The 17,938-nt window shown below is 68.6% G+C and carries 14 protein-coding genes; 11 read left to right on the top strand and 3 right to left on the bottom strand.

Annotated features, from left to right (window positions below; translation table 11 throughout):
- Positions 1–324: 324 nt before the first annotated feature.
- Together ACWGIH_RS38630 and ACWGIH_RS38625 are read right to left on the bottom strand one after the other, a co-directional pair.
- Positions 325–717, bottom strand: a complete 393-nt coding sequence (locus tag ACWGIH_RS38630) for a TOBE domain-containing protein (RefSeq protein ID WP_453451607.1) — start codon at positions 715–717, stop codon at positions 325–327.
- A 92-nt stretch (positions 718–809) separates the two neighbouring features.
- Positions 810–1,229 carry a TOBE domain-containing protein gene (locus tag ACWGIH_RS38625; protein WP_453451606.1) on the bottom strand — a complete coding sequence of 140 codons (420 nt, stop codon included), beginning with the start codon at positions 1,227–1,229 and terminating at the stop codon, positions 810–812.
- Positions 1,230–1,802: 573 nt separating this feature from the next.
- Between ACWGIH_RS38625 and ACWGIH_RS38620 the strand changes: the two genes are divergently transcribed.
- The gene (locus ACWGIH_RS38620; protein ID WP_453451605.1) at positions 1,803–2,756 is read left to right on the top strand and encodes a class I SAM-dependent methyltransferase; all 954 of its coding nucleotides are present in this window, start codon (positions 1,803–1,805) and stop codon (positions 2,754–2,756) included.
- Between the two features lie 988 nt (positions 2,757–3,744).
- On the top strand, positions 3,745–4,746 hold the full coding sequence (locus tag ACWGIH_RS38615; protein WP_453451604.1) for an AraC family transcriptional regulator: 1,002 nt from the start codon (positions 3,745–3,747) through the stop codon (positions 4,744–4,746).
- Between the two features lie 94 nt (positions 4,747–4,840).
- Here the strand turns inward: ACWGIH_RS38615 and ACWGIH_RS38610 are convergent, their stop codons facing one another.
- Positions 4,841–6,619, bottom strand: coding sequence for a PucR family transcriptional regulator (locus ACWGIH_RS38610; protein ID WP_453451603.1), 1,779 nt, complete (start codon positions 6,617–6,619; stop codon positions 4,841–4,843).
- Between the two features lie 763 nt (positions 6,620–7,382).
- Between ACWGIH_RS38610 and dnaK the strand changes: the two genes are divergently transcribed.
- From dnaK to ACWGIH_RS38565, 9 genes are all read left to right on the top strand, one after another.
- Entirely contained in the window at positions 7,383–9,293 is a 1,911-nt protein-coding gene (gene dnaK, locus ACWGIH_RS38605; RefSeq protein WP_453451602.1) for a molecular chaperone DnaK, read from the top strand.
- 9 nt (positions 9,294–9,302) lie between these two features.
- Entirely contained in the window at positions 9,303–9,920 is a 618-nt protein-coding gene (gene grpE, locus ACWGIH_RS38600) for a nucleotide exchange factor GrpE (protein WP_453451601.1), read from the top strand.
- A gap of 6 nt (positions 9,921–9,926) precedes the next feature.
- Positions 9,927–10,880 carry a DnaJ C-terminal domain-containing protein gene (locus ACWGIH_RS38595; protein WP_453451600.1) on the top strand — a complete coding sequence of 318 codons (954 nt, stop codon included), beginning with the start codon at positions 9,927–9,929 and terminating at the stop codon, positions 10,878–10,880.
- Positions 10,877–11,284 carry a chaperone modulator CbpM gene (locus ACWGIH_RS38590; protein WP_453451599.1) on the top strand — a complete coding sequence of 136 codons (408 nt, stop codon included), beginning with the start codon at positions 10,877–10,879 and terminating at the stop codon, positions 11,282–11,284. The genes ACWGIH_RS38595 and ACWGIH_RS38590 overlap by 4 nt, the downstream gene beginning before the upstream one ends.
- Positions 11,275–13,914 carry an ATP-dependent chaperone ClpB gene (gene clpB / locus ACWGIH_RS38585; RefSeq protein WP_453451598.1) on the top strand — a complete coding sequence of 880 codons (2,640 nt, stop codon included), beginning with the start codon at positions 11,275–11,277 and terminating at the stop codon, positions 13,912–13,914. The genes ACWGIH_RS38590 and clpB overlap by 10 nt, the downstream gene beginning before the upstream one ends.
- Positions 13,911–14,372, top strand: a complete 462-nt coding sequence (gene trxA, locus ACWGIH_RS38580) for a thioredoxin (RefSeq protein ID WP_453451597.1) — start codon at positions 13,911–13,913, stop codon at positions 14,370–14,372. The genes clpB and trxA overlap by 4 nt, the downstream gene beginning before the upstream one ends.
- Before the next feature lie 102 nt (positions 14,373–14,474).
- Positions 14,475–14,738: a UBP-type zinc finger domain-containing protein gene (locus ACWGIH_RS38575; protein WP_453451596.1), complete on the top strand. Its 264-nt coding sequence runs from the start codon at positions 14,475–14,477 to the stop codon at positions 14,736–14,738.
- Positions 14,738–16,486 carry an FAD-dependent oxidoreductase gene (locus tag ACWGIH_RS38570; RefSeq protein WP_453451595.1) on the top strand — a complete coding sequence of 583 codons (1,749 nt, stop codon included), beginning with the start codon at positions 14,738–14,740 and terminating at the stop codon, positions 16,484–16,486. The genes ACWGIH_RS38575 and ACWGIH_RS38570 overlap by 1 nt, the downstream gene beginning before the upstream one ends.
- A 141-nt stretch (positions 16,487–16,627) precedes the next feature.
- Positions 16,628–17,746, top strand: coding sequence for a hypothetical protein (locus tag ACWGIH_RS38565; protein ID WP_453451594.1), 1,119 nt, complete (start codon positions 16,628–16,630; stop codon positions 17,744–17,746).
- The last annotated feature ends 192 nt before the right edge of the window (positions 17,747–17,938 follow it).

Raw genomic sequence — 17,938 nt, 5'->3', positions numbered from 1 at the left:
ACAACGCCCACAGGTCTTCCGGCGCCATACGCTCGACAAGCGCAGCAGTCATCACCCCAGACTGCCGCAAGATCACGCCAACTGAAATGGCGTCTAAGCCATCCCCATTCTCGCCCTCCTGGTGGATGCCGCAGATGACCAGGAGTCCCCCGCCGTGCGCCGCCATACGCATGGTTCGACACCGTCGATCTCGTCGTGGCATCGAGTCAGTGTGCAGCGCGTGCCGCTTTCGCTTCGTGGGGACGAGATCGTCAACGTGTCCCGCGGTGCTCACACCGCGCGGCTGTGGCCCGAGGGGCCTGCTGTTCGAAGCGGCCTGGTGCGTCAGGTCCGGTCGATATGCACGTTGGTCGACTTCACGCGGGCGGTGGCCTCCATGCCGACTTCAAGGCCCAACTCCTCCACGGCCTCCCGAGTCAGCAGTGAGACGAGTCGATGCGGTCCTGCCTGGATCTCTACCTGTGCCGCGACATCGCCGAGCTTCACGCCGGTCACGATGCCCGGGAAGGCGTTGCGGACGGAGGTGTAGGACGCGTCTTCGTCAGCACCGTTCTTGGCGAGTTCGACCGAGAAGGCGGCCAGGTCCCGCCCGTCGATGAGCCGACGCCCACCCTCATCCCTGTGGGTGGTCACGCGCCCCGCGTCGGCCCACCGGCGTGCGGTATCCGGGCTCACGCCCAGCAGGCGGGCTGCCTGCCCGATTGTGTAACGCTGCATGCGCGCAAGAATAAGCGCAGAACCACTCGCCCCGAGCGAAGGACCGAACGCTCAGGTAGGCGCCCGGCAGGCTGTGTCAGTCCCGTGCCGGGTCACATGGTGGCGAGGGAGATCTCGGTCGACTTGATGAGCGCGACAACGGAGGAGCCGGAGGCCAGCTCCAGGTCTGCGACGGCGTCCTTGGTGATGGCCGCGGTGAGCGCGCCGCCCGGGACGTCGACCTTGACGGACGCCATGGCACCGCCGACGGCGATATCTGTGACGGTGCCCTCGATCTGGTTGCGGATGGAGACTCCCTGGACCCTGCCGATGGCCAGGGAAACCTCGGTGGACTTCACGAGGATCTTCACCTCGGAGCCCTCAGCGAAGCCAAGCTCCTTGACGGACTCGGTGGTGATGGCGGCGGTGATGTCCTGGCCGCCCGCGAGACGGACCTTGACGGTCGCCATGGCATCGCCGGCAGTGACGGAGGAGACGGTGCCGGGAATCTGGTTCCGGATGCTCAGGCTCATGGGGTGCTGCCTCACAGGTCGTTGGATGTGGCATGGCCACAGTGGCGCCTTGCCGTTCCCCGAACTTATGACGTTCGCGGAACGACTGCTGGGACCCCGTCGCATCCACCACGGCAATCCCACCCTGAGGGCGGCAAATCGAGCAGGGTCCAAAGTCGTCACATATGGGGTCCTTCGAACCACCCATCAGCATCAGTCGGGCGCTCGCACGTGCGGCGCTTACTCAGCCGCGACGCCTGACCCGCCAGCACCACGGCGACGCACAACAGACCTTGATTAGAACGCTTGTTGCCACGAGGCCCTCTCCCGATGACATCACGGAGCTCGTCGCCGTATCACCCAAAGCCGTCAGCCTGCCCTGCGAGAGGCCACCGGCAACAGTCGGCCGGGCGTGACCCCAGGTCGGCTTAACCTCCAATCCAGTTGACGCACATGCCACAGACTTTGGCCGATCAGCCAAGCATTCACCAGGAAGCTATGAGATTCCATCTGGCAGATGCAAAATGGTGGTCGTTGTCCGGGGCGCGGAACCCGCAGCTCCGGCCAGGCCCGAAATGCGAGGTCCCTATGGTCATGCGCACCTACGATGGCAGCGTCGGCGACGTCGACTACGGGGGCACCGGCCCCGCCCACGCCTCCTTTCGCCGCCCCGACGAGCGCGTCGCCCACGTCATCGCCCAAACCCTCGGCGACGCGCGCACGGTCCTCAACGTCGGCGCGGGGACCGGATCGTACGAGGTCGCGGCGCACACGATCACCGCGGTCGAGCCCTCCTTGGCGATGCGCGCCCAGCGTCCTGCCCAGCTCGCCACCGCCATCGACGCCGTCGCCGAGGACCTCCCCTTCGCCGACGGGCAGTTCGACGCCGCGATGACCCTCTTCAGCGTCCACCAGTGGTCCGATGTCGAAGCCGGGCTGCGCGAGATGCGCCGCGTCACCCGCGGCCCCGTAGCCGTACTGACCTGCGACCCCGCGCGCGTGCGCGACTTCTGGCTCTACGAATACGCCCCCGATGTCCTGGAGACCGAAGCCCGTCGCTACCCGCCCCTGGACCGACTCGCTAACGCGCTCGGCGGCCCCACCTCCATCCAGTACGTCCCCATCCCATGGGACTGCACCGACGGCTTCAACGAGGCGTACTACGGCCGCCCCGAACTCCTCCTCAATCCCGCCGCCCGTCAATCCTGCTCCGCGTGGAGCTTCATTGACGACCGCGCCCGCCAGGACTTCGACATCTCCTTGCGCCGCGCCCTCGGCTCGGGCGCCTGGGACGAAGCCTTCGGCCACCTACGCAACCGCCCGACCTACAACGGATCGCTCGTCCTCCTGCGCGATCCCATGACGACGGCAGGAACGCATCCGACGGGGGGCGGGGCGGGGGCATGTGCCCGATTCCGGGCGCGGTCATCGCCGCGTGGTAGCGATACGGCTCGGGGACAAGTCGGCGTATCCGGAGTGCGGCCGATTCGCTGCACCACCTCGCGGGACACGACCCGCTTGATGTTGACTCGCGCGCGAAAACCCTGATCGTAGTGCGATGACAGACCCGCGCCGAGAGGTCGTTGCCGATGCGGAAGATGGCGTGGACCGTCCCGGTGAACGACACGAGTCGGATCGACTTGCAGCTCCATTGAGGGAACTGTTCTCGGAGCAGGGCCGCCACGATCTCGGCGGTCACGTCCATGCGGTCATCGTGCATGGCCACCCCTTGCGAGCTCTTCCACTAGCCCAACTCGAAACGTCGGAAGCAGACCAGATCGACTGCGACGCCAGCCAGTATCCAGAAGCCAGGGGGCAGATCACTGAGACATCACTCAGGTCAGCACCCAGCATCCCCACACCCCGAGAGCTTCGTGCGTCGGCTGCGTTTCTGGTCGATGGACGATCTCGCCCGCCTGCAGCGTGCCCAGACCCTGACGCGCTTCGATGCCCGCGGCGTCCTGAGTGCGGGGTCCGGGCACCAAGGACGTCGGCCGCAGCATCGCCGAGCGGCACCCCGTCGGCCAGTACTACGGAAGGGCAGTTGCCCACGTGAAGGCTAGGTTCTGCGACCTGAGTGCGTGATCCGGTTAACACATGCAGCGATCCTGTAAACGCAGCTGATTGATCGTTGCGCCCTGAGTTCGGTGAGGGGCTTGGTCGATGGAGGGGCAGACTTCTACGGGTGCCGAACGATTCTGTGAGTGAGGTCTGGTGGGACGGCGTGGCTCCGTTGGTTTCGCCCCGGCCGGCCGCGTCGATGCTGGTCTGCGGGCGTACTCCTGGCAAAGGACCGGACCGCCCGTTACGAGATCGCTGACGTCTTGCGCACAGGGTGAGCTGGGTTGACGTGTCGACCCAACACCTCGGCCGCAGCAGGTGTTGATCTAACATTCCACGCGGCCCCGGCGCCCGCCATCCACTCTGGGTGTCCCCCGATCAACTCCATCAACGGACGTCACGACCTCGGGCCTGCGCCCCGGTGGTCGGGCATGAGACAAGCAAGCCGATGGCCCGCCCGAGGAGCGAGGGGAACATGCACCAGGTTTCGGCCCTCCGAGCCGAATTCGCCCAGCCGGTCCAGGTCCGCACCCACGACCTGGACGAGGCCCGCCAGGTCATCCGGCAAAACTTCTACTCCAACGTCGTCGACCTGCTCCAGCCATCAGCCGCGCTCAACGGGCACTTCGCGGTCAGCAGGCTCCGGCGTGTGACGCTCGGTACTCTGCAGTTCGGCGCAGATCTGTGTATGCGCTTCGGCGAGCTGGGTGCCTACCACGTCGATCTGCCGCTGTCCGGGTCCATGGCGTGGCACCAGGGGCGCCTCGATCCGCTGCTGGCGACCGTGCATGAAGCCGCTGTCTTCCAGCCCCGCCACAACACGGTGCTGGACCGGTGGAGCGGTGATTGCCGGCTTCTCGCGGTCAAGATCGAACGCCCTGAACTGGAGCTCCAGTTGGAGCGACTACTCGACGCCCCGATCCAGTTGCCCCTTCGTCTGAAACCCTCCATGGACGTTTCTCACGGCCCCGGGCGCAGCTGGGCCCAACTGGTCCGGATGGCGGCGGCAGATGCGCAGACGTCCCAGGGGCTCATCGGCCAGGAGCTCATAGCCGAGCGTCTGCACGAGGCAGTGGTGATCGGGCTGCTGCTGGCGGCTGATCACCCTTATCGCGAAGTACTGGCGCGGCCGGTGCCTCCCAGCCGTCCTGCCCCGGTCAAGCGCGCCATCGACGCCATGGAGGCGCACCCGGAGCATCCGTTCACCATCACGTCCCTCGCCGAGACCTCCGGGGTGGGCATCCGGCAACTGCAGCAGGGGTTCCGCCAGCACGTGGGGATGTCCCCCATGGACTATCTGCGCCGGATACGGCTGACCCGTGCTCATGAGGAGCTGCGCTCGAAGGAACCGGGGCAGGTGACCGTGACTGATGTCGCCTACCGCTGGGGCTTCCCACACCGCAGCAGGTTCGCCGCCGCCTATCGTCAACGCTACGGCGTGACACCCTCGGACACCCTGTATATGACCCGGTTGTAGGGGGCGTGACGTGGGTGATGCCGCTGGTCGGGCGCTCCTGTGACGGGACAGCCCGGCCAGCTGCCGCGTCACGCACAGCAGTTCCTGCAGGGCTTCAGTCGGGGAAACCCAGCACGTTCTTCCATACCCGGGTCGCCACCTGCAGGTTGAGCCGGTCGTCGACGTTCGCGAGGTCGTTGCCGCTGATGTCGCGGATGCGTTGGAGTCGGTAGCGCAGCGTGCTGCGGTGAATGCGAAGGAATTTGGCGGTCTCGTCGTAGTTGCCACCGCAGTCGAAGTACCGGGACAGGGTTTCCACCATGGCCGTGTGATTGTGGCGGTCGTAGTCGATGAGCTGCCCGAGCCACTCGTCGACGAACGTCTCCAGTTGGCGGTGGTCGTTGCCAGGTCCCAGGATGCGGTAGAGGCCGAGCTTGTCGAAGAACGTCGTGCCGTTGTGGTCGCAGGAGTGACGGCGCACTTCAAGGGCGCGCTGAGCCTCTCGGTAGCGGTGGGGGATGTCGTCCGGAGAGTCGCAAAGGGCGCTCACCCCGATCGCCCCAGCTGGTGTCCCGGTCTCCTTGGCGAGCGCCTCGTACAAGGCGTCGGCGGGCGGCCTGTCGTCAGTGATCATGACTACGTGGTCGGAGCGTCGGGTCAGCAAGGAGCGCATACCCACGGCAGAGGCCGCCTTGCCCACGGTCTGTGTGAAGGGGGCCGGGTCCCGGTTCGACCACTGCACCACGACGACGTAGTGGCTACGGTGCAGGTCGTGTCCGAGTGCCTCAGACCGGGCGTAGGCGCTCGTGTTATCCGTCCCTGCCAAGAGGTCATCGACCAGCTCGCGGTGCAGCTTCAGCTCCACTTCGGCCAGATTGCGCAGGTGCGTGAGTTCCAGGGCGAGCGACGTCGCGGCGAAGTTCAGCGCGAGCATGGTGTGCTCGTCGGCCTCTCCCCCGGCATCGACCAGGGCCAGCACGCCCAGGACCTCGCTGTGCGGGCGGACCAGAGTGATCAGCCGGTTCTTTATCCGTACCGGCCCGGCCTCCCGGGCGACGGCGTGCAGCATTTCGTCCTGGCGTATGGGGTCCGGTTCCGGGTAAGGGTCGGGGCGGTCGGGTCCGGTCCAGGCCCTGAGTCGCCCGAAGCGGTCCTCGACCAGTGCGGGGAGTCCGGTGAGGTCGTGCAGTGCGCGGGTGACGGCTTCCTCGCCGCCACCCGAGGCGGCGATGTCGGCCATGAGCGCGTGAACGGCCCGCTGGTACCCCAGCTCGGCCACGACGGAGATCAGCTGCCGCTGGAGGGCTGCGCACTCCTCCCGCACCCGGTGCAACTCCAGCGCTTCCTCGCGTTGGCGGCGGTGCGCAAAGGCAATGGAAAGAGCTGCAGTTGTGTGCCGGATGAGTGTGGCGAGCAGGGAGCGCTCCGCCCGAGTGGGCCGGGAGCGGGCCGTCACCACGAGGTAGCCGTGGAGTCCCTCAGTCCCGCGCAGTCCCAGGGCTCGCCCCCAGCGCCTGCCGGGTACGCGTATGGGGCCATCTTCCCCCGCCAGCTCCCGCACTCGTCGGCTCATGCCCAAGCCATGGACCGGCCCGGCCGTCGGGCTGAGGACCAGTTCACCATCCACTTTGAGATACCCCGCCTCGGCTCTGTACGGCCCTGCGGCGGCTATGTGAACCATGGCGAGGCGCAGGATCTCGCCTTCATCAGGCGTACCGAGCAGAACGCGGGAAAGCACCGTCAGTTCGTGGAGGGCGTGACCGGGAGAGATCCGAGTGTGTGGGCGGGGCCCTTTCCGCGCGGCTGTGGGGGGCCACCTAGAGCTGCGCCGCGGAATGCTGCCCCCACGAGCAGGCCCCCTGCGGTATCGGTGGTGCGCCCGGCTGTCAGCCATGGGCTCGCTCCGTTCGCCCGAGCCGTCCGGAGGCAAGCAGTGTTACCGCGACCCCCTCGCGGACGAGCTAATCCGAAATCTTCGCATTTTGTTCCTCTGATACTCCCAGGGTGACCAGAACCGTGCATTTCTGACTTGCCGGGCCCAGGCGTGGAGCCACCCGGCTCGACACCCTGGGGTGTGTTCGAAAGTCGTCGCGCGCACAGACAGGAAGGGATGGGCGATGACAGCGCAGTGCCGCAGGACGGTTGCCCGTACATGGTGCAGCTGGACGTCTGGCGCACTGCCCGACCGACCGCCGCCCTGACCGCGGGGTGACCGTGGAGGAAGCGGCAATCGCCAATCCGAACATGTGCACGACGAAACAGGTGAGCGATCGGATGAACCACAGCAGCGCCCGGGCCCCCTTCAGGGAGCAGCGAGCGGTGCGCTATCGGGTGTCCCGATCGGCTGGCCGGTCGGCCTTGTGACCCGGCTTGACCGCGTCGCCCCCGCCCGGCTCCTCGCCTGTACAAACGCATCTTCGGAGCGATCGTCGGCGCACCGTCCGGCATGCTGCTGCATGCCCTGCCGGGCGTCCGCCGAGGCTCGCCTCGCTCACCTCAAGAAGTCGAGCCGGGACCAGGTCTTCATGGAGCCAAGGCAATCGCCGACGAGACCGTATGGCTGACGAACGCGCCGTCGAGCACGGCAGTGAATCCACCCATACCTGACACGTGACCCCAAGAGACGGCGCGAGCCGCCGTACCAGGAGGAGTTCCTCATGGCTAAGGCAGTGGGAATCGACCTGGGCACCACCAACTCGGTGATCGCCGTGTGGGAGGGCGGCGAACCATCCGTCGTGCCCAACAGCGAGGGCAACCGCACGACACCGTCCGTGGTGGCCTTCACGGATACCGGCGAGCGCTTGGTGGGCCAGCTGGCCCGGCGCCAGGCGATCCTCAACCCCAAGGGCACCATCTACTCGGCCAAGCGGTTCATCGGCCGGCACTTCAACGAGATCTCCGACGAGGCAAAGGCGGTGGCGTACGACGTCGTCGAGGGCGACGGCGGCGCGGCCCGCTTCGAGGTGCGCGACAAGCTGTACGCGCCTGAGGAGATCAGCGCGCAGGTGCTGCGCAAACTCGCCGACGATGCCTCCAAGCAGCTCGGCGAACGGGTCACCGAGGCGGTCATCACGGTGCCCGCCTACTTCAACGACGCGCAGCGCACCGCCACCAAGGACGCCGGTCGGATCGCGGGCCTCGAGGTGCTGCGGATCATCAACGAGCCGACAGCGGCCGCCCTCGCGTACGGCATGGACAAGAAGGAGCACGAGACCGTGCTCGTCTTCGACCTGGGCGGCGGCACCTTCGACGTGAGCATCCTCGACGTCGGCGACGGCGTGGTGGAGGTGCGCTCCACCGCCGGCGACAGCCACCTGGGCGGAGACGACTTCGACCGGCGTCTGGTGGATCACCTCGCGGACGGCTTCCAGAAGGAGAACGGCATCGACCTGCGCCAGGACCCGCAGGCGCTGCAACGACTGTTCGAGGCGGCGGAGAAGGCCAAGACCGAGCTCAGTTCGGTCACCCAGACCCAAGTCAGCCTGCCGTTTATCACGGCCGACGCTTCGGGTCCCAAGCACCTGACCGACTCGATCATGCGGTCGACCTTCGAGCAGATCACCAGCGACCTGGTGGAGCGGTGCCTGGGGCCTGTCCAACAGGCCATGAGCGACGCCAAGGTCGGCGAGAGCGACATCGACGAGGTCATCCTCGTCGGCGGCTCCACCCGCATCCCCGCTGTCCAGAGCCTTGTGCGCCGGCTGACCGGCGGCAAGGACCCCAACATGAGCGTCAACCCCGATGAAGTCGTGGCCCTGGGTGCCGCGATCCAGGCCGGGGTGCTCAAGGGAGAGGTCAAGGACGTCCTGCTGCTCGATGTCACGCCCCTGTCGCTGGGTGTCGAGACACGCGGCGGCGTGATGACGAAGATCATCGAGCGGAACACCACCATCCCCGTGCGCCGCTCCGAGACCTTCTCCACCGCCGAGGACAACCAGCCCGCCGTCGATGTGGTGGTCCTCCAGGGCGAGCGTGAACGAGCCGCCGACAACCGGGTGCTCGGCCGGTTCCAGCTCACCGACATCCGGCCCGCGCCGCGGGGCGAACCACAGGTCGAGGTCACCTTCGACATCGACGCCAACGGCATCCTCAACGTCACGGCCCGCGACCGGGACACCGGCAAGGAACAGGGCATCACCATCAGCGAGAGCTCCAACCTGGACCGCAGCGAGGTCGAACGCATGGTCCAGGAGGCCGAGCGCAACCAGGGCCAGGACCAGGCACTGCGCGAGGCCGTCGATGCCCGCAACGAGCTCGACGCCGTCGCCTACCAGGTCGAGAAGCGCCTCGCCGAACTGGGCGACGCAGCGCCGGGACACGAGAAGGCACGCGCCGAGATGCTCGTCGCCGACGCCCGGGCAGCGGTCAAGGAAGAGGCCGGCGTGGAGCGCGTGCGGCCCCTGAGCTCCGAACTCCAGCAGGTGCTTGCCGGGCTGACGGCCCATCAGGGCGCCGCCGCCACGGGCGGTCCGGGCCAGGAGGCCACCGGAGGCGGCGCTACCGAGGCCGGCCAGAGCAGCGGTGGCGGTGACGACGACGTCATCGACGCCGAGTTCGACAAGAACTGAGGTACCGCCATGCCGATCCATCCCAGGGAACCCGGCCCGGCCGTGCCCGAGCCAACCGATCCGGCTTCCGAGGACGCTGTGCGCCCTCCCCCCGGCAGCCTTCCGCGATCGGGCCCGCCGACAGGGCAGGGACCTGCCACGGACGAGCACCCCGGCCCCGACTCCGCCGGCGGCCCCGCACCGTCCGAGGACGCGTATGCGGCCGAGCTCCAGGAACTGGAGGACCGCTGGCGGCGCGCGCTCGCCGACCTCGACAACCTGCGCAAGCGCCACGCCAAGGAACTGGAACGGGAGCGGACGGTCGAGCGTTCCCGCACGGCCGCCGCCTTCCTGCCCGTCCTCGACAACCTCGAACTCGCCCTGAGCCATGCCGGCGCCGAGGCGGGCGCGGTCGTGGAGGGCGTCAGGGCGGTCCGCGACCAGGCGGTGAACGTCCTCGAACTGCTCGGCTACCCGCGGCACGCCGAGACCGGCGTCGCCTTCGACCCGGCCCAGCACGAGGTGGTCGGCGTCGTCCAGGACCCCGACGCCCCGCCGGGCACCGTCGTCGAGGTACTGCGCCCCGGCTACGGGGACGGAGAGCGCCAGCTCAGGCCCGCCGCCGTCACTGTCGCGAAGCGGGAGTGACCGGCCATGGCACAGGACTTCTACGAGGTGCTGGGCGTGCCCCGCACCGCCAGCCAGGACGAGATCCAACAGGCATATCGCAAGCTCGCCCGCAAGTACCACCCCGACGTCAACAAGGACCCGGGGGCGGAGGAACGCTTCAAGAACCTCAACGAGGCGCACAGCGTCCTGTCGGATCCCAAGACCCGGGCCCGCTACGACCGCTTCGGCGAGGACTTCCGCAAGATCCCCGAAGACTTCGACGAACGGGTCGCGGCCGGAGCAGGCGCCGGCCCCCGCGCCCGTAGGACCGCCGGAGCGGGCGGTCCACGCGTGCGGTACACCGGCGGCTTCGGCGACGACTTCGCAGCGGAGGGGGTCGACATCGAGGACCTGCTCGGCTCGCTCTTCGGAGCGGGCGCCGCCCGCTCCGGTGTACCGGGAGCCGACCAGGAGGCCGAACTGCCGCTCACCGTCGAGGAGGCGTACCAAGGCGGCCGGCGCACCGTCACACTCGCCGGCCCCACCGGGCAGCCGCGGCGCTACGAGGTCCATGTCCCGCCGGGCGTCACCGACGGGCAGCGCATCCGGCTGGCGGGCGAGGGCGGCCAGGGCAGTGGTGAAGCTCCCGGAGGCGACCTCTACCTGCGCGTCCGCATCAAGCCCCACCCCCGGTTCCGGCTGGACGGACGCGATGTGCACCTCCAGGTCCCCGTCGCCCCCTGGGAGGCGGCCCTGGGGGCGACCGTGCCGGTGCCCACCCCCGGCGGCGGCACGGCCAAGGTCACCGTTCCCGCGGGCTCCTCCAGCGGCCGTCGGCTGCGGCTGCGCGGCGAGGGCATGCCGAACCCGCGCGGCGCGAACGGCGACCTGTACGCGGAACTCCGCGTCGTGGTGCCACCCACCCTCAGCGACCGGGAGCGTGACCTGTTCGAGGAGCTCGCCGCGGCCTCCTCGTTCGACCCCAGGAGGACGCCATGAACGATCGATCCGCGGGAGCGGCAGGCATGGGCCGGGCCGGCATGGGCGCCCGTCCGGTGCGGACGAGCGCCGACGTCCCCCTCTCGACGGCTGTCCGGTACGCGCTCGTGCCCGTTCCCCGACTCTCCCTGCACGCCGTGGCCCGTCGCTCGGGCCTCCATCCTGATCTGATCCGCCGGTTCGTCGCCCTCGGTCTGGTCGACGCCGAGCGCGACGGCGCGGGGAACCTGGCGTTCGACCCCGCGGCCCCGGCGGTCCTCGCCCGTATCCAGCGGCTGCGCTCCGGACTCTGCCTCAACTACGCATCCATCGGCCTGGTGCTCGACCTGCTCGATCGCATCAGCCTGCTCGAAGCCGCCCTGCGAGGCCGCGCCACGAGGAGTGAAACACCCCCATGGACATGAACCGGCTCACCCAAAAATCCCAGGAAGCCCTCCAGGAGGCCCAGGACGCGGCCGTCCGGATGGGGCAGACCGAGGTCGACGGGGAACACCTGCTGCTCGCACTACTCGATCAGGAGGACGGTCTGATCCCGCGGTTGCTGCAACAGGCCGGCACGCAGCCGGAGGAACTGCGCGAGACCGTGCGCGAGGAGTTGTCCCGCCGCCCGAAGGTCACCGGCTCCAGCGCGGGTCCCGGCCAGGTTTTCGTCACTCAGCGCCTGGCCCGCCTGCTCGATACCGCCGAACGGGAGGCAAAGCGCCTCAAGGACGAGTACGTGTCCGTGGAGCACCTCTTGCTCGCCCTGTCCGAAGAGGGCTCGGCAACCGCCGCCGGACGACTCCTCAACCAGGCGGGCGTCACCAGGGACACGTTCCTCGGTGCGCTCACCCAGGTCCGCGGCAACCAGCGCGTCACCTCCGCCAACCCCGAAGTGGCCTATGAGGCCCTGGAGAAGTACGGCCGCGACCTCGTCGCCGAGGCCAAGGCCGGCAGTCTCGACCCGGTCATCGGCCGCGACGCCGAGATCCGCCGTGTCACCCAGATCCTCAGCCGCAAGTCCAAGAACAACCCCGTCCTCATCGGCGACCCCGGCGTCGGCAAGACCGCCATCGTCGAGGGTCTCGCCCAGCGCATCGTCCGCGGTGACGTGCCCGAAGGCCTCCGCGACAAGATCGTGTTCGCCCTCGACATGGGCTCACTGGTCGCCGGCGCCAAGTACCGCGGTGAGTTCGAGGAACGCCTCAAGGCCGTGCTCAACGAGGTCAAGGCCGCCCAGGGACACATCCTGCTCTTCGTCGACGAACTCCACACCGTCATCGGGGCCGGCGCCGCCGAAGGGGCCATGGACGCGGGCAACATGCTCAAGCCGATGCTCGCGCGCGGCGAACTGCACATGATCGGCGCCACCACCCTGGACGAGTACCGCAAGCACATAGAGAAGGACGCCGCCCTCGAACGCCGCTTCCAGCAGGTCCTGGTCGACGAGCCGAGCGTGGAGGACACCATCTCCATCCTGCGCGGACTGCGCGAACGCCTGGAGGTCTTCCACGGCGTGAAGATCCAGGACACCGCGCTGGTCTCCGCAGCCACCCTCAGCCACCGCTACATCACCGACCGGTTCCTGCCCGACAAGGCCATCGACCTCGTCGACGAGGCCTGCGCCCGACTGCGCACCGAGATCGACTCGATGCCCGCCGAACTCGACGAGATCACGCGCCGGGTGACCCGCCTGGAGATCGAGGAGGCGGCCCTGTCCAAGGAAACCGACCCCGCCAGCAAGACCCGCCTGGAGGAGCTGCGTAAGGAACTGGCCGACCTGCGCGGCGAGGCCGACGCCAAACACGCCCAGTGGGAGGCCGAACGCCAGGCGATCCGCCGCGTGCAGGAACTGCGCCAGGAACTGGAGCAGGTCCGCCACGAGGCGGAAGAGGCCGAACGTGCCTACGACCTCAACCGCGCCGCCGAACTGCGCTACGGGCGCCTCCAGGACCTGGAGCGCCGGCTCGCCGCGGAGGAGGAACAACTGGCCGCCAAGCAAGGCCAGAACCGGCTCCTGCGCGAGGTCGTCACCGAGGAGGAGATCGCCGAGATCGTCGCCGCCTGGACCGGTGTCCCCGTCACCCGCCTCCAGGAGGGTGAGCGCGACAAACTGCTGCGCCTCGACGAGATCCTGCGTGAGCGCGTCATCGGCCAGGACGAGGCCGTCAAGCTCGTCGCCGACGCCATCATCCGCGCCCGCTCCGGCATCCGCGACCCACGCCGCCCCATCGGCTCGTTCATCTTCCTCGGCCCCACCGGCGTCGGAAAGACGGAACTGGCCAAGACCCTCGCCCGGGCCCTGTTCGACTCCGAGGAGAACATGGTCCGCCTCGACATGAGTGAATACCAGGAGCGGCACACCGTCAGCCGCCTCATGGGCGCCCCACCCGGATATGTCGGCTACGAGGAAGGCGGCCAGCTCACCGAGGCCGTACGCCGCAAGCCGTACTCGGTGGTGCTGTTCGACGAGATCGAGAAGGCGCACACCGACGTCTTCAACACCCTGCTGCAGATCCTCGATGACGGCCGCATCACCGACGCGCAGGGCCGCACCGTCGACTTCCGCAACACCGTGATCATCATGACGTCCAACATCGGCTCCGAGCACCTCCTGGACGGCGCCACCGCCGAGGGTGAGATCAAGCCGGACGCCCGCGCCCGGGTGATGGGTGAGCTGCGCGGACACTTCCGCCCCGAGTTCCTCAATCGCGTCGACGACATCGTCTTGTTCAGGCCGCTCGGTGAGCGGCAGATCGAGCGGATCGTGGACCTGCAGTTCGACGAACTGCGACGGCGGCTCGCCGAACGCCGCATCACCGTCGACCTCACCGACGCGGCACGCGAGTTGATAGCCCACCAGGGCTACGACCCGGTATACGGGGCCCGGCCGCTGCGGCGCTACATCTCCCACGAGGTCGAGACCCTGGTCGGACGTGCCCTGCTGCGCGGCGACGTTCAGGACGGCGCGACGATCCGCGTCGACGCCCAGCACGGAGAGCTAGCAGTGACCTACGAGCACCAGGATGCGGCCGAGGAAGCGGTGGCGGCATGAATACCAGCCGGACGACGGCGGTGACCTGCCCCCACTGCGGGCAAGGCAACCGGATTCCGGTCGCCGCCGAGGGACGCCCCAACTGCGGCCGCTGCAAGCGACCCCTGCCCTGGATCGCCGACGCGGGCGACGACGACTTCACCGAGGTCGTCGAGCAAGCCACGATGCCCGTCGTCGTCGACCTCTGGGCGACCTGGTGCGGGCCCTGCCGCATGGTCAGCCCGGCCCTCGAACAGGTCGCCCGCGACCTCGCCGGACAGATCAAGCTCGTCAAGGTCGACGTCGACAAGAACCCACGGCTCAGCCAGCGGTTCGAGGTGCAGGCCGTACCGACCCTGCTCGTCCTGGACCGGGGCGAGACGGTCGCCCGGCAGGCCGGCGCGGCACCCGCGCCGGTCCTGCGCTCATGGGTCGAGCAGGCCATGGCCGACAGGCCGCAACGCACTGCGGACGGGTGAACACGATAAGCCGGTGCCGCCCGCACCGAAGCTGCGCACGCGGGTGCACAAAAACACCACAGGTACTGGCTCACCAGTCACGTTCACGGAAGGAAAAACCTCATGGCCACTATTCCCGACCCGCATCTGAAGATGGTGCACCCCGTGACACCGCGTACCCCGCAGGGCTGCGAGGAGTGCCTCCGGGAGCATTCCCCGTGGGTGCACCTGCGGCTCTGCCTCACGTGCGGGCACGTCGGCTGCTGCGACTCCTCGCCCCTCAAGCACGCCAGGCGGCACGCGAACAGCGCGGGCCACCCCATCGTGCAGTCCTTCCAGCCGGGAGAGCACTGGCGCTGGTGCTACGTCGACGAGGCCCCGGTCTGATGAGCACCGCCGAGCAGCGGCAGGACCCGGTCCATGAGACACCGGACCGCTATGGGGCGTTCCCGCGCCTTGCACCGGAGCAACTCCAGGAGCTGACCGCGCACGGTGAGCGCCGAAGTACCACCGAGGGCGAGGTGCTGTACCGCGAGGGCGAGCCGTCCCGGGAGTTCCTCGCGATCCTCGACGGGACCGTCGAGATCCTCCAGGACCACGGCGGGCCCGAGGAACGCACGGTGGCGGTGCATGGACCCGGCCGGTTTTTGGGGGAACTCGGGCTGCTGGAGGGCGAGGTGGCGTTCGAAACCGCCGTGGTGCGCGAGGCGGGCGAGATCCTGGCCATCCCCGTGGAGCGGCAGCGTGACCTGGTGGGCCGCGACCCCGTCCTGGGCGACCTGATCCTCCGCGCCTTTCTGGGCCGCCGGTACCTGCTCATCGGCATCGGCGCCGGATTCCGCATCCTGGGCTCGTGCTATTCACCGGACACGCTGCGGCTGCGTGAGTTCGCCGCCCGCAACCGGCTGCCCCACCGCTGGCTGGATCTGGAGAAAGACAAGGAGGCCGAGGCGCTGTTGCGCCGGTTCTCCATCTCCCCCGAGGAGACCCCGGTGGTCCTTTGGAAGGGCGAGCGGGTGCTGCGCAATCCCAGCAACGCCGACCTCGCCCGGCTCATCGGCCTGCCCGCCCCCTCGCCAAAGGCCGGGCGGTGCGACGTGCTGGTGGTCGGTGCGGGCCCCGCGGGCCTGGCCGCCGCCGTGTACGGTGCCTCCGACGGCCTCGCCACCCTCGCCCTCGACGCCGTGGCCACCGGAGGCCAGGCCGGTACCTCATCCCGCATCGAGAACTACCTTGGCTTCCCCTCGGGCATCTCCGGGGGTGAACTCGTCGAACGCGCGGTGCTCCAGGCCCACAAGTTCGGTGCTCGCCTCATGGTGCCGGCCCAGGTCAACGGCCTCACCCCGCAGGACGATGAGTACATCATCGCCTTCACGGACGGGTCCCAGGCGCGAGCGAAGGCCGTGGTGCTCGCCTCGGGCGTGTGGTATCGCAGGCTCGATGTGCCCGGCATCGACCGCCTGGAGGGCATCAGTGTCTACTACGCCGCGACCGTCCATGAGGCCAGTCTCTGCAAGGCGGATCCGGTAGCCGTGGTCGGCGGCGGGAACTCCGCCGGGCAGGCGGCGCTGTTCCTCGCGAACCACTCCCCCAGGGTCCACCTGCTCGTCCGGGGCGGTGACCTCAACGCGGACATGTCGCGCTACCTGGTGGACCAGGTGGAACGGCACCCGAAGATCGAGGTACTGCTCAAAAGCGAAGTCCGGGGCGTGAGCGGGGAGAAGAAGCTGGAGTCGCTGACCGTGGAGAACAACGCCAGCAGGGAGCGCCGCGAACTGCGGGCCGCGGCACTGTTCGTGTTCATCGGGGCCCGGCCGCACACGGATTGGCTCAGGGGCGAGCTGGCCCTGGACGAGAAGGGCTTCGTCCTCACCGGCGCGGACGCCCAAGCGGCCGCCGAGGCCACCCGGTGGGACTCGCTCGGCCGTGGTCCACTGCTGCTGGAGACCAGCCTCCCCGGGGTCTTCGCCGCCGGCGACGTCAGAAGCGGCTCGGTCAAACGGGTGGCCTCGGCGGCAGGTGAGGGCGCCATGGCGATCCGCCTGGTACACGAACACCGGGAAAGGGCGGGCAACCTCATCCGCACAGCGGGCCCCGAGGGGCCTCGGCCGATGGCGGGCCGGCTCGTGTCCTGACGTTCCCGCCTTGGAGAACACGGCTACCGCGCGTTCGGGAGAGCGTGTCACTTCGGCGTCACGCTACCTCCGGGGCATCCTGTGGATACGTGCGCTCTCGGGGGCAGCCGATGTGAGGGGTTCAGACATGCGGGGTCGTCCATGAGCGTTACGGTCGTGGCTCTCCTGGCGGATCCGGACGCCCCGACGGAGATCGCGCAGCGCATGGCCCGGGTACTACCCGCTCGCCTCGCCGGCAAGTCAGGCCAGGGGCGACGCTTCGACGTCGAGGTGATCAGCGAGCCCTTCACCTCGGGGAGCGAGGATCCGCCCACGTTGATGCGCCGGATCAAGGACCGCGCGAGCGCCGAGAGCTGGGACATCGTCGTGGCCCTCACCGATCTTCCCCTGCACACCCACGGGCACACGTTGGCGGTAGAAGTAAGTCACGAGCACAGCGTGGCGCTGCTGTCCCTTCCGTCGCTGGGGGGCTTGCGCCTGCAGACGAGAGCCCGTCGGGCGGTGGAAGAAGCCGTGCTCGGCCTGGCTGACTCACAGGCGACCGAGGGGGAGGAATCCGCGCGAAGTCAGTCGCCGCCGACGCCCTTTGCCGGTCGTCTCGCACCGGTCCACCCCAGCCCGGTCAGCAAGGAGGAGGACGCCGATCGGCGGTACGTCGTCAGCGGCCCGCGGGGTTTCGTGCGCGTTCTCATCGGAATGGTCCGTGCCAACCGGCCGTGGCGGCTGGTGCCGGGCTTGTCGAAGGCGTTGGCCGCCGCGCTCGCCACCGGAGCTGTCGCCACCGTGAACTCCACTGTCTGGAGCCTGGCCGAGGCTCTGAGCGTGCCACGTCTTGTGATCGCCACGGTCGGATCCGTCGCGATCATGATCGGCTGGCTGATCGTGGACGCCCAACTGTGGCATCGCTCATCGGGGAATTCGCCGGAGGAGAAACAGAGGACGAGGCTCTACAACACCTCGACAGTCGTGACCGTGGGGATCGGGGTGCTCGTCTGCTACGTGGGCTTGATGGCCATCAACTTGGTATGGGCGCTGTTCATCCTCAACGACCGGGTGTTCGCCTCACTGACGCGAAGCCCGCTGGACACCACGGAATACTTGACGCTGTCCTGGTTCGTCGCTTCGACCGCCACCGTGGGCGGCGCACTGGGCTCGGGCTTGGAAAGCGACGAGGCGATTCGGGCCGCCGCCTACTCCAAGCGCGAACAGGAACGTCGCCACATGCTCCAGGACGACAACGAGAGCCAGCCCTCGGAGTGAACCGGTTCCGGTGCACATGGCACGGTGCGATCCGCACGCCTCCGACCGGATGCGGGCAGCGGCGCACGCGCACCTGAGAGAGAACGCTGCTGCAGTTCCCGTGCTCCGGCCACCAGTTGCTACGGCTTCCACGAAGTCGCACACGTAGGACGGCGGCCAAGCCGAAGAGCCAAGCCCTGTTCCGTCGGCAGG

This window comes from Streptomyces sp. NPDC054872 (genome assembly GCF_053610705.1).
The sequence above is the reverse complement of the archived record's forward strand: the minus strand, read 5'-3'. Positions and strand labels throughout refer to the sequence as shown.

Bases quoted from the DNA above. Each gene is read 5' to 3' on its own strand.
- ACWGIH_RS38630 (WP_453451607.1), bottom strand. From the start codon at position 717: ATGCAGCGTTACACAATCGGGCAGGCAGCCCGCCTGCTGGGCGTGAGC.
- ACWGIH_RS38565 (WP_453451594.1), top strand. From the start codon at position 16,628: ATGAGCGTTACGGTCGTGGCTCTCCTGGCGGATCCGGACGCCCCGACG.
- trxA (WP_453451597.1), top strand. From the start codon at position 13,911: ATGAATACCAGCCGGACGACGGCGGTGACCTGCCCCCACTGCGGGCAA.
- ACWGIH_RS38590 (WP_453451599.1), top strand. From the start codon at position 10,877: ATGAACGATCGATCCGCGGGAGCGGCAGGCATGGGCCGGGCCGGCATG.
- ACWGIH_RS38595 (WP_453451600.1), top strand. From the start codon at position 9,927: ATGGCACAGGACTTCTACGAGGTGCTGGGCGTGCCCCGCACCGCCAGC.
- ACWGIH_RS38570 (WP_453451595.1), top strand. From the start codon at position 14,738: ATGAGCACCGCCGAGCAGCGGCAGGACCCGGTCCATGAGACACCGGAC.
- ACWGIH_RS38625 (WP_453451606.1), bottom strand. From the start codon at position 1,229: ATGAGCCTGAGCATCCGGAACCAGATTCCCGGCACCGTCTCCTCCGTC.
- grpE (WP_453451601.1), top strand. From the start codon at position 9,303: ATGCCGATCCATCCCAGGGAACCCGGCCCGGCCGTGCCCGAGCCAACC.
- ACWGIH_RS38620 (WP_453451605.1), top strand. From the start codon at position 1,803: ATGCGCACCTACGATGGCAGCGTCGGCGACGTCGACTACGGGGGCACC.
- ACWGIH_RS38575 (WP_453451596.1), top strand. From the start codon at position 14,475: ATGGCCACTATTCCCGACCCGCATCTGAAGATGGTGCACCCCGTGACA.
- ACWGIH_RS38615 (WP_453451604.1), top strand. From the start codon at position 3,745: ATGCACCAGGTTTCGGCCCTCCGAGCCGAATTCGCCCAGCCGGTCCAG.
- ACWGIH_RS38610 (WP_453451603.1), bottom strand. From the start codon at position 6,619: ATGGCTGACAGCCGGGCGCACCACCGATACCGCAGGGGGCCTGCTCGT.
- clpB (WP_453451598.1), top strand. From the start codon at position 11,275: ATGGACATGAACCGGCTCACCCAAAAATCCCAGGAAGCCCTCCAGGAG.
- dnaK (WP_453451602.1), top strand. From the start codon at position 7,383: ATGGCTAAGGCAGTGGGAATCGACCTGGGCACCACCAACTCGGTGATC.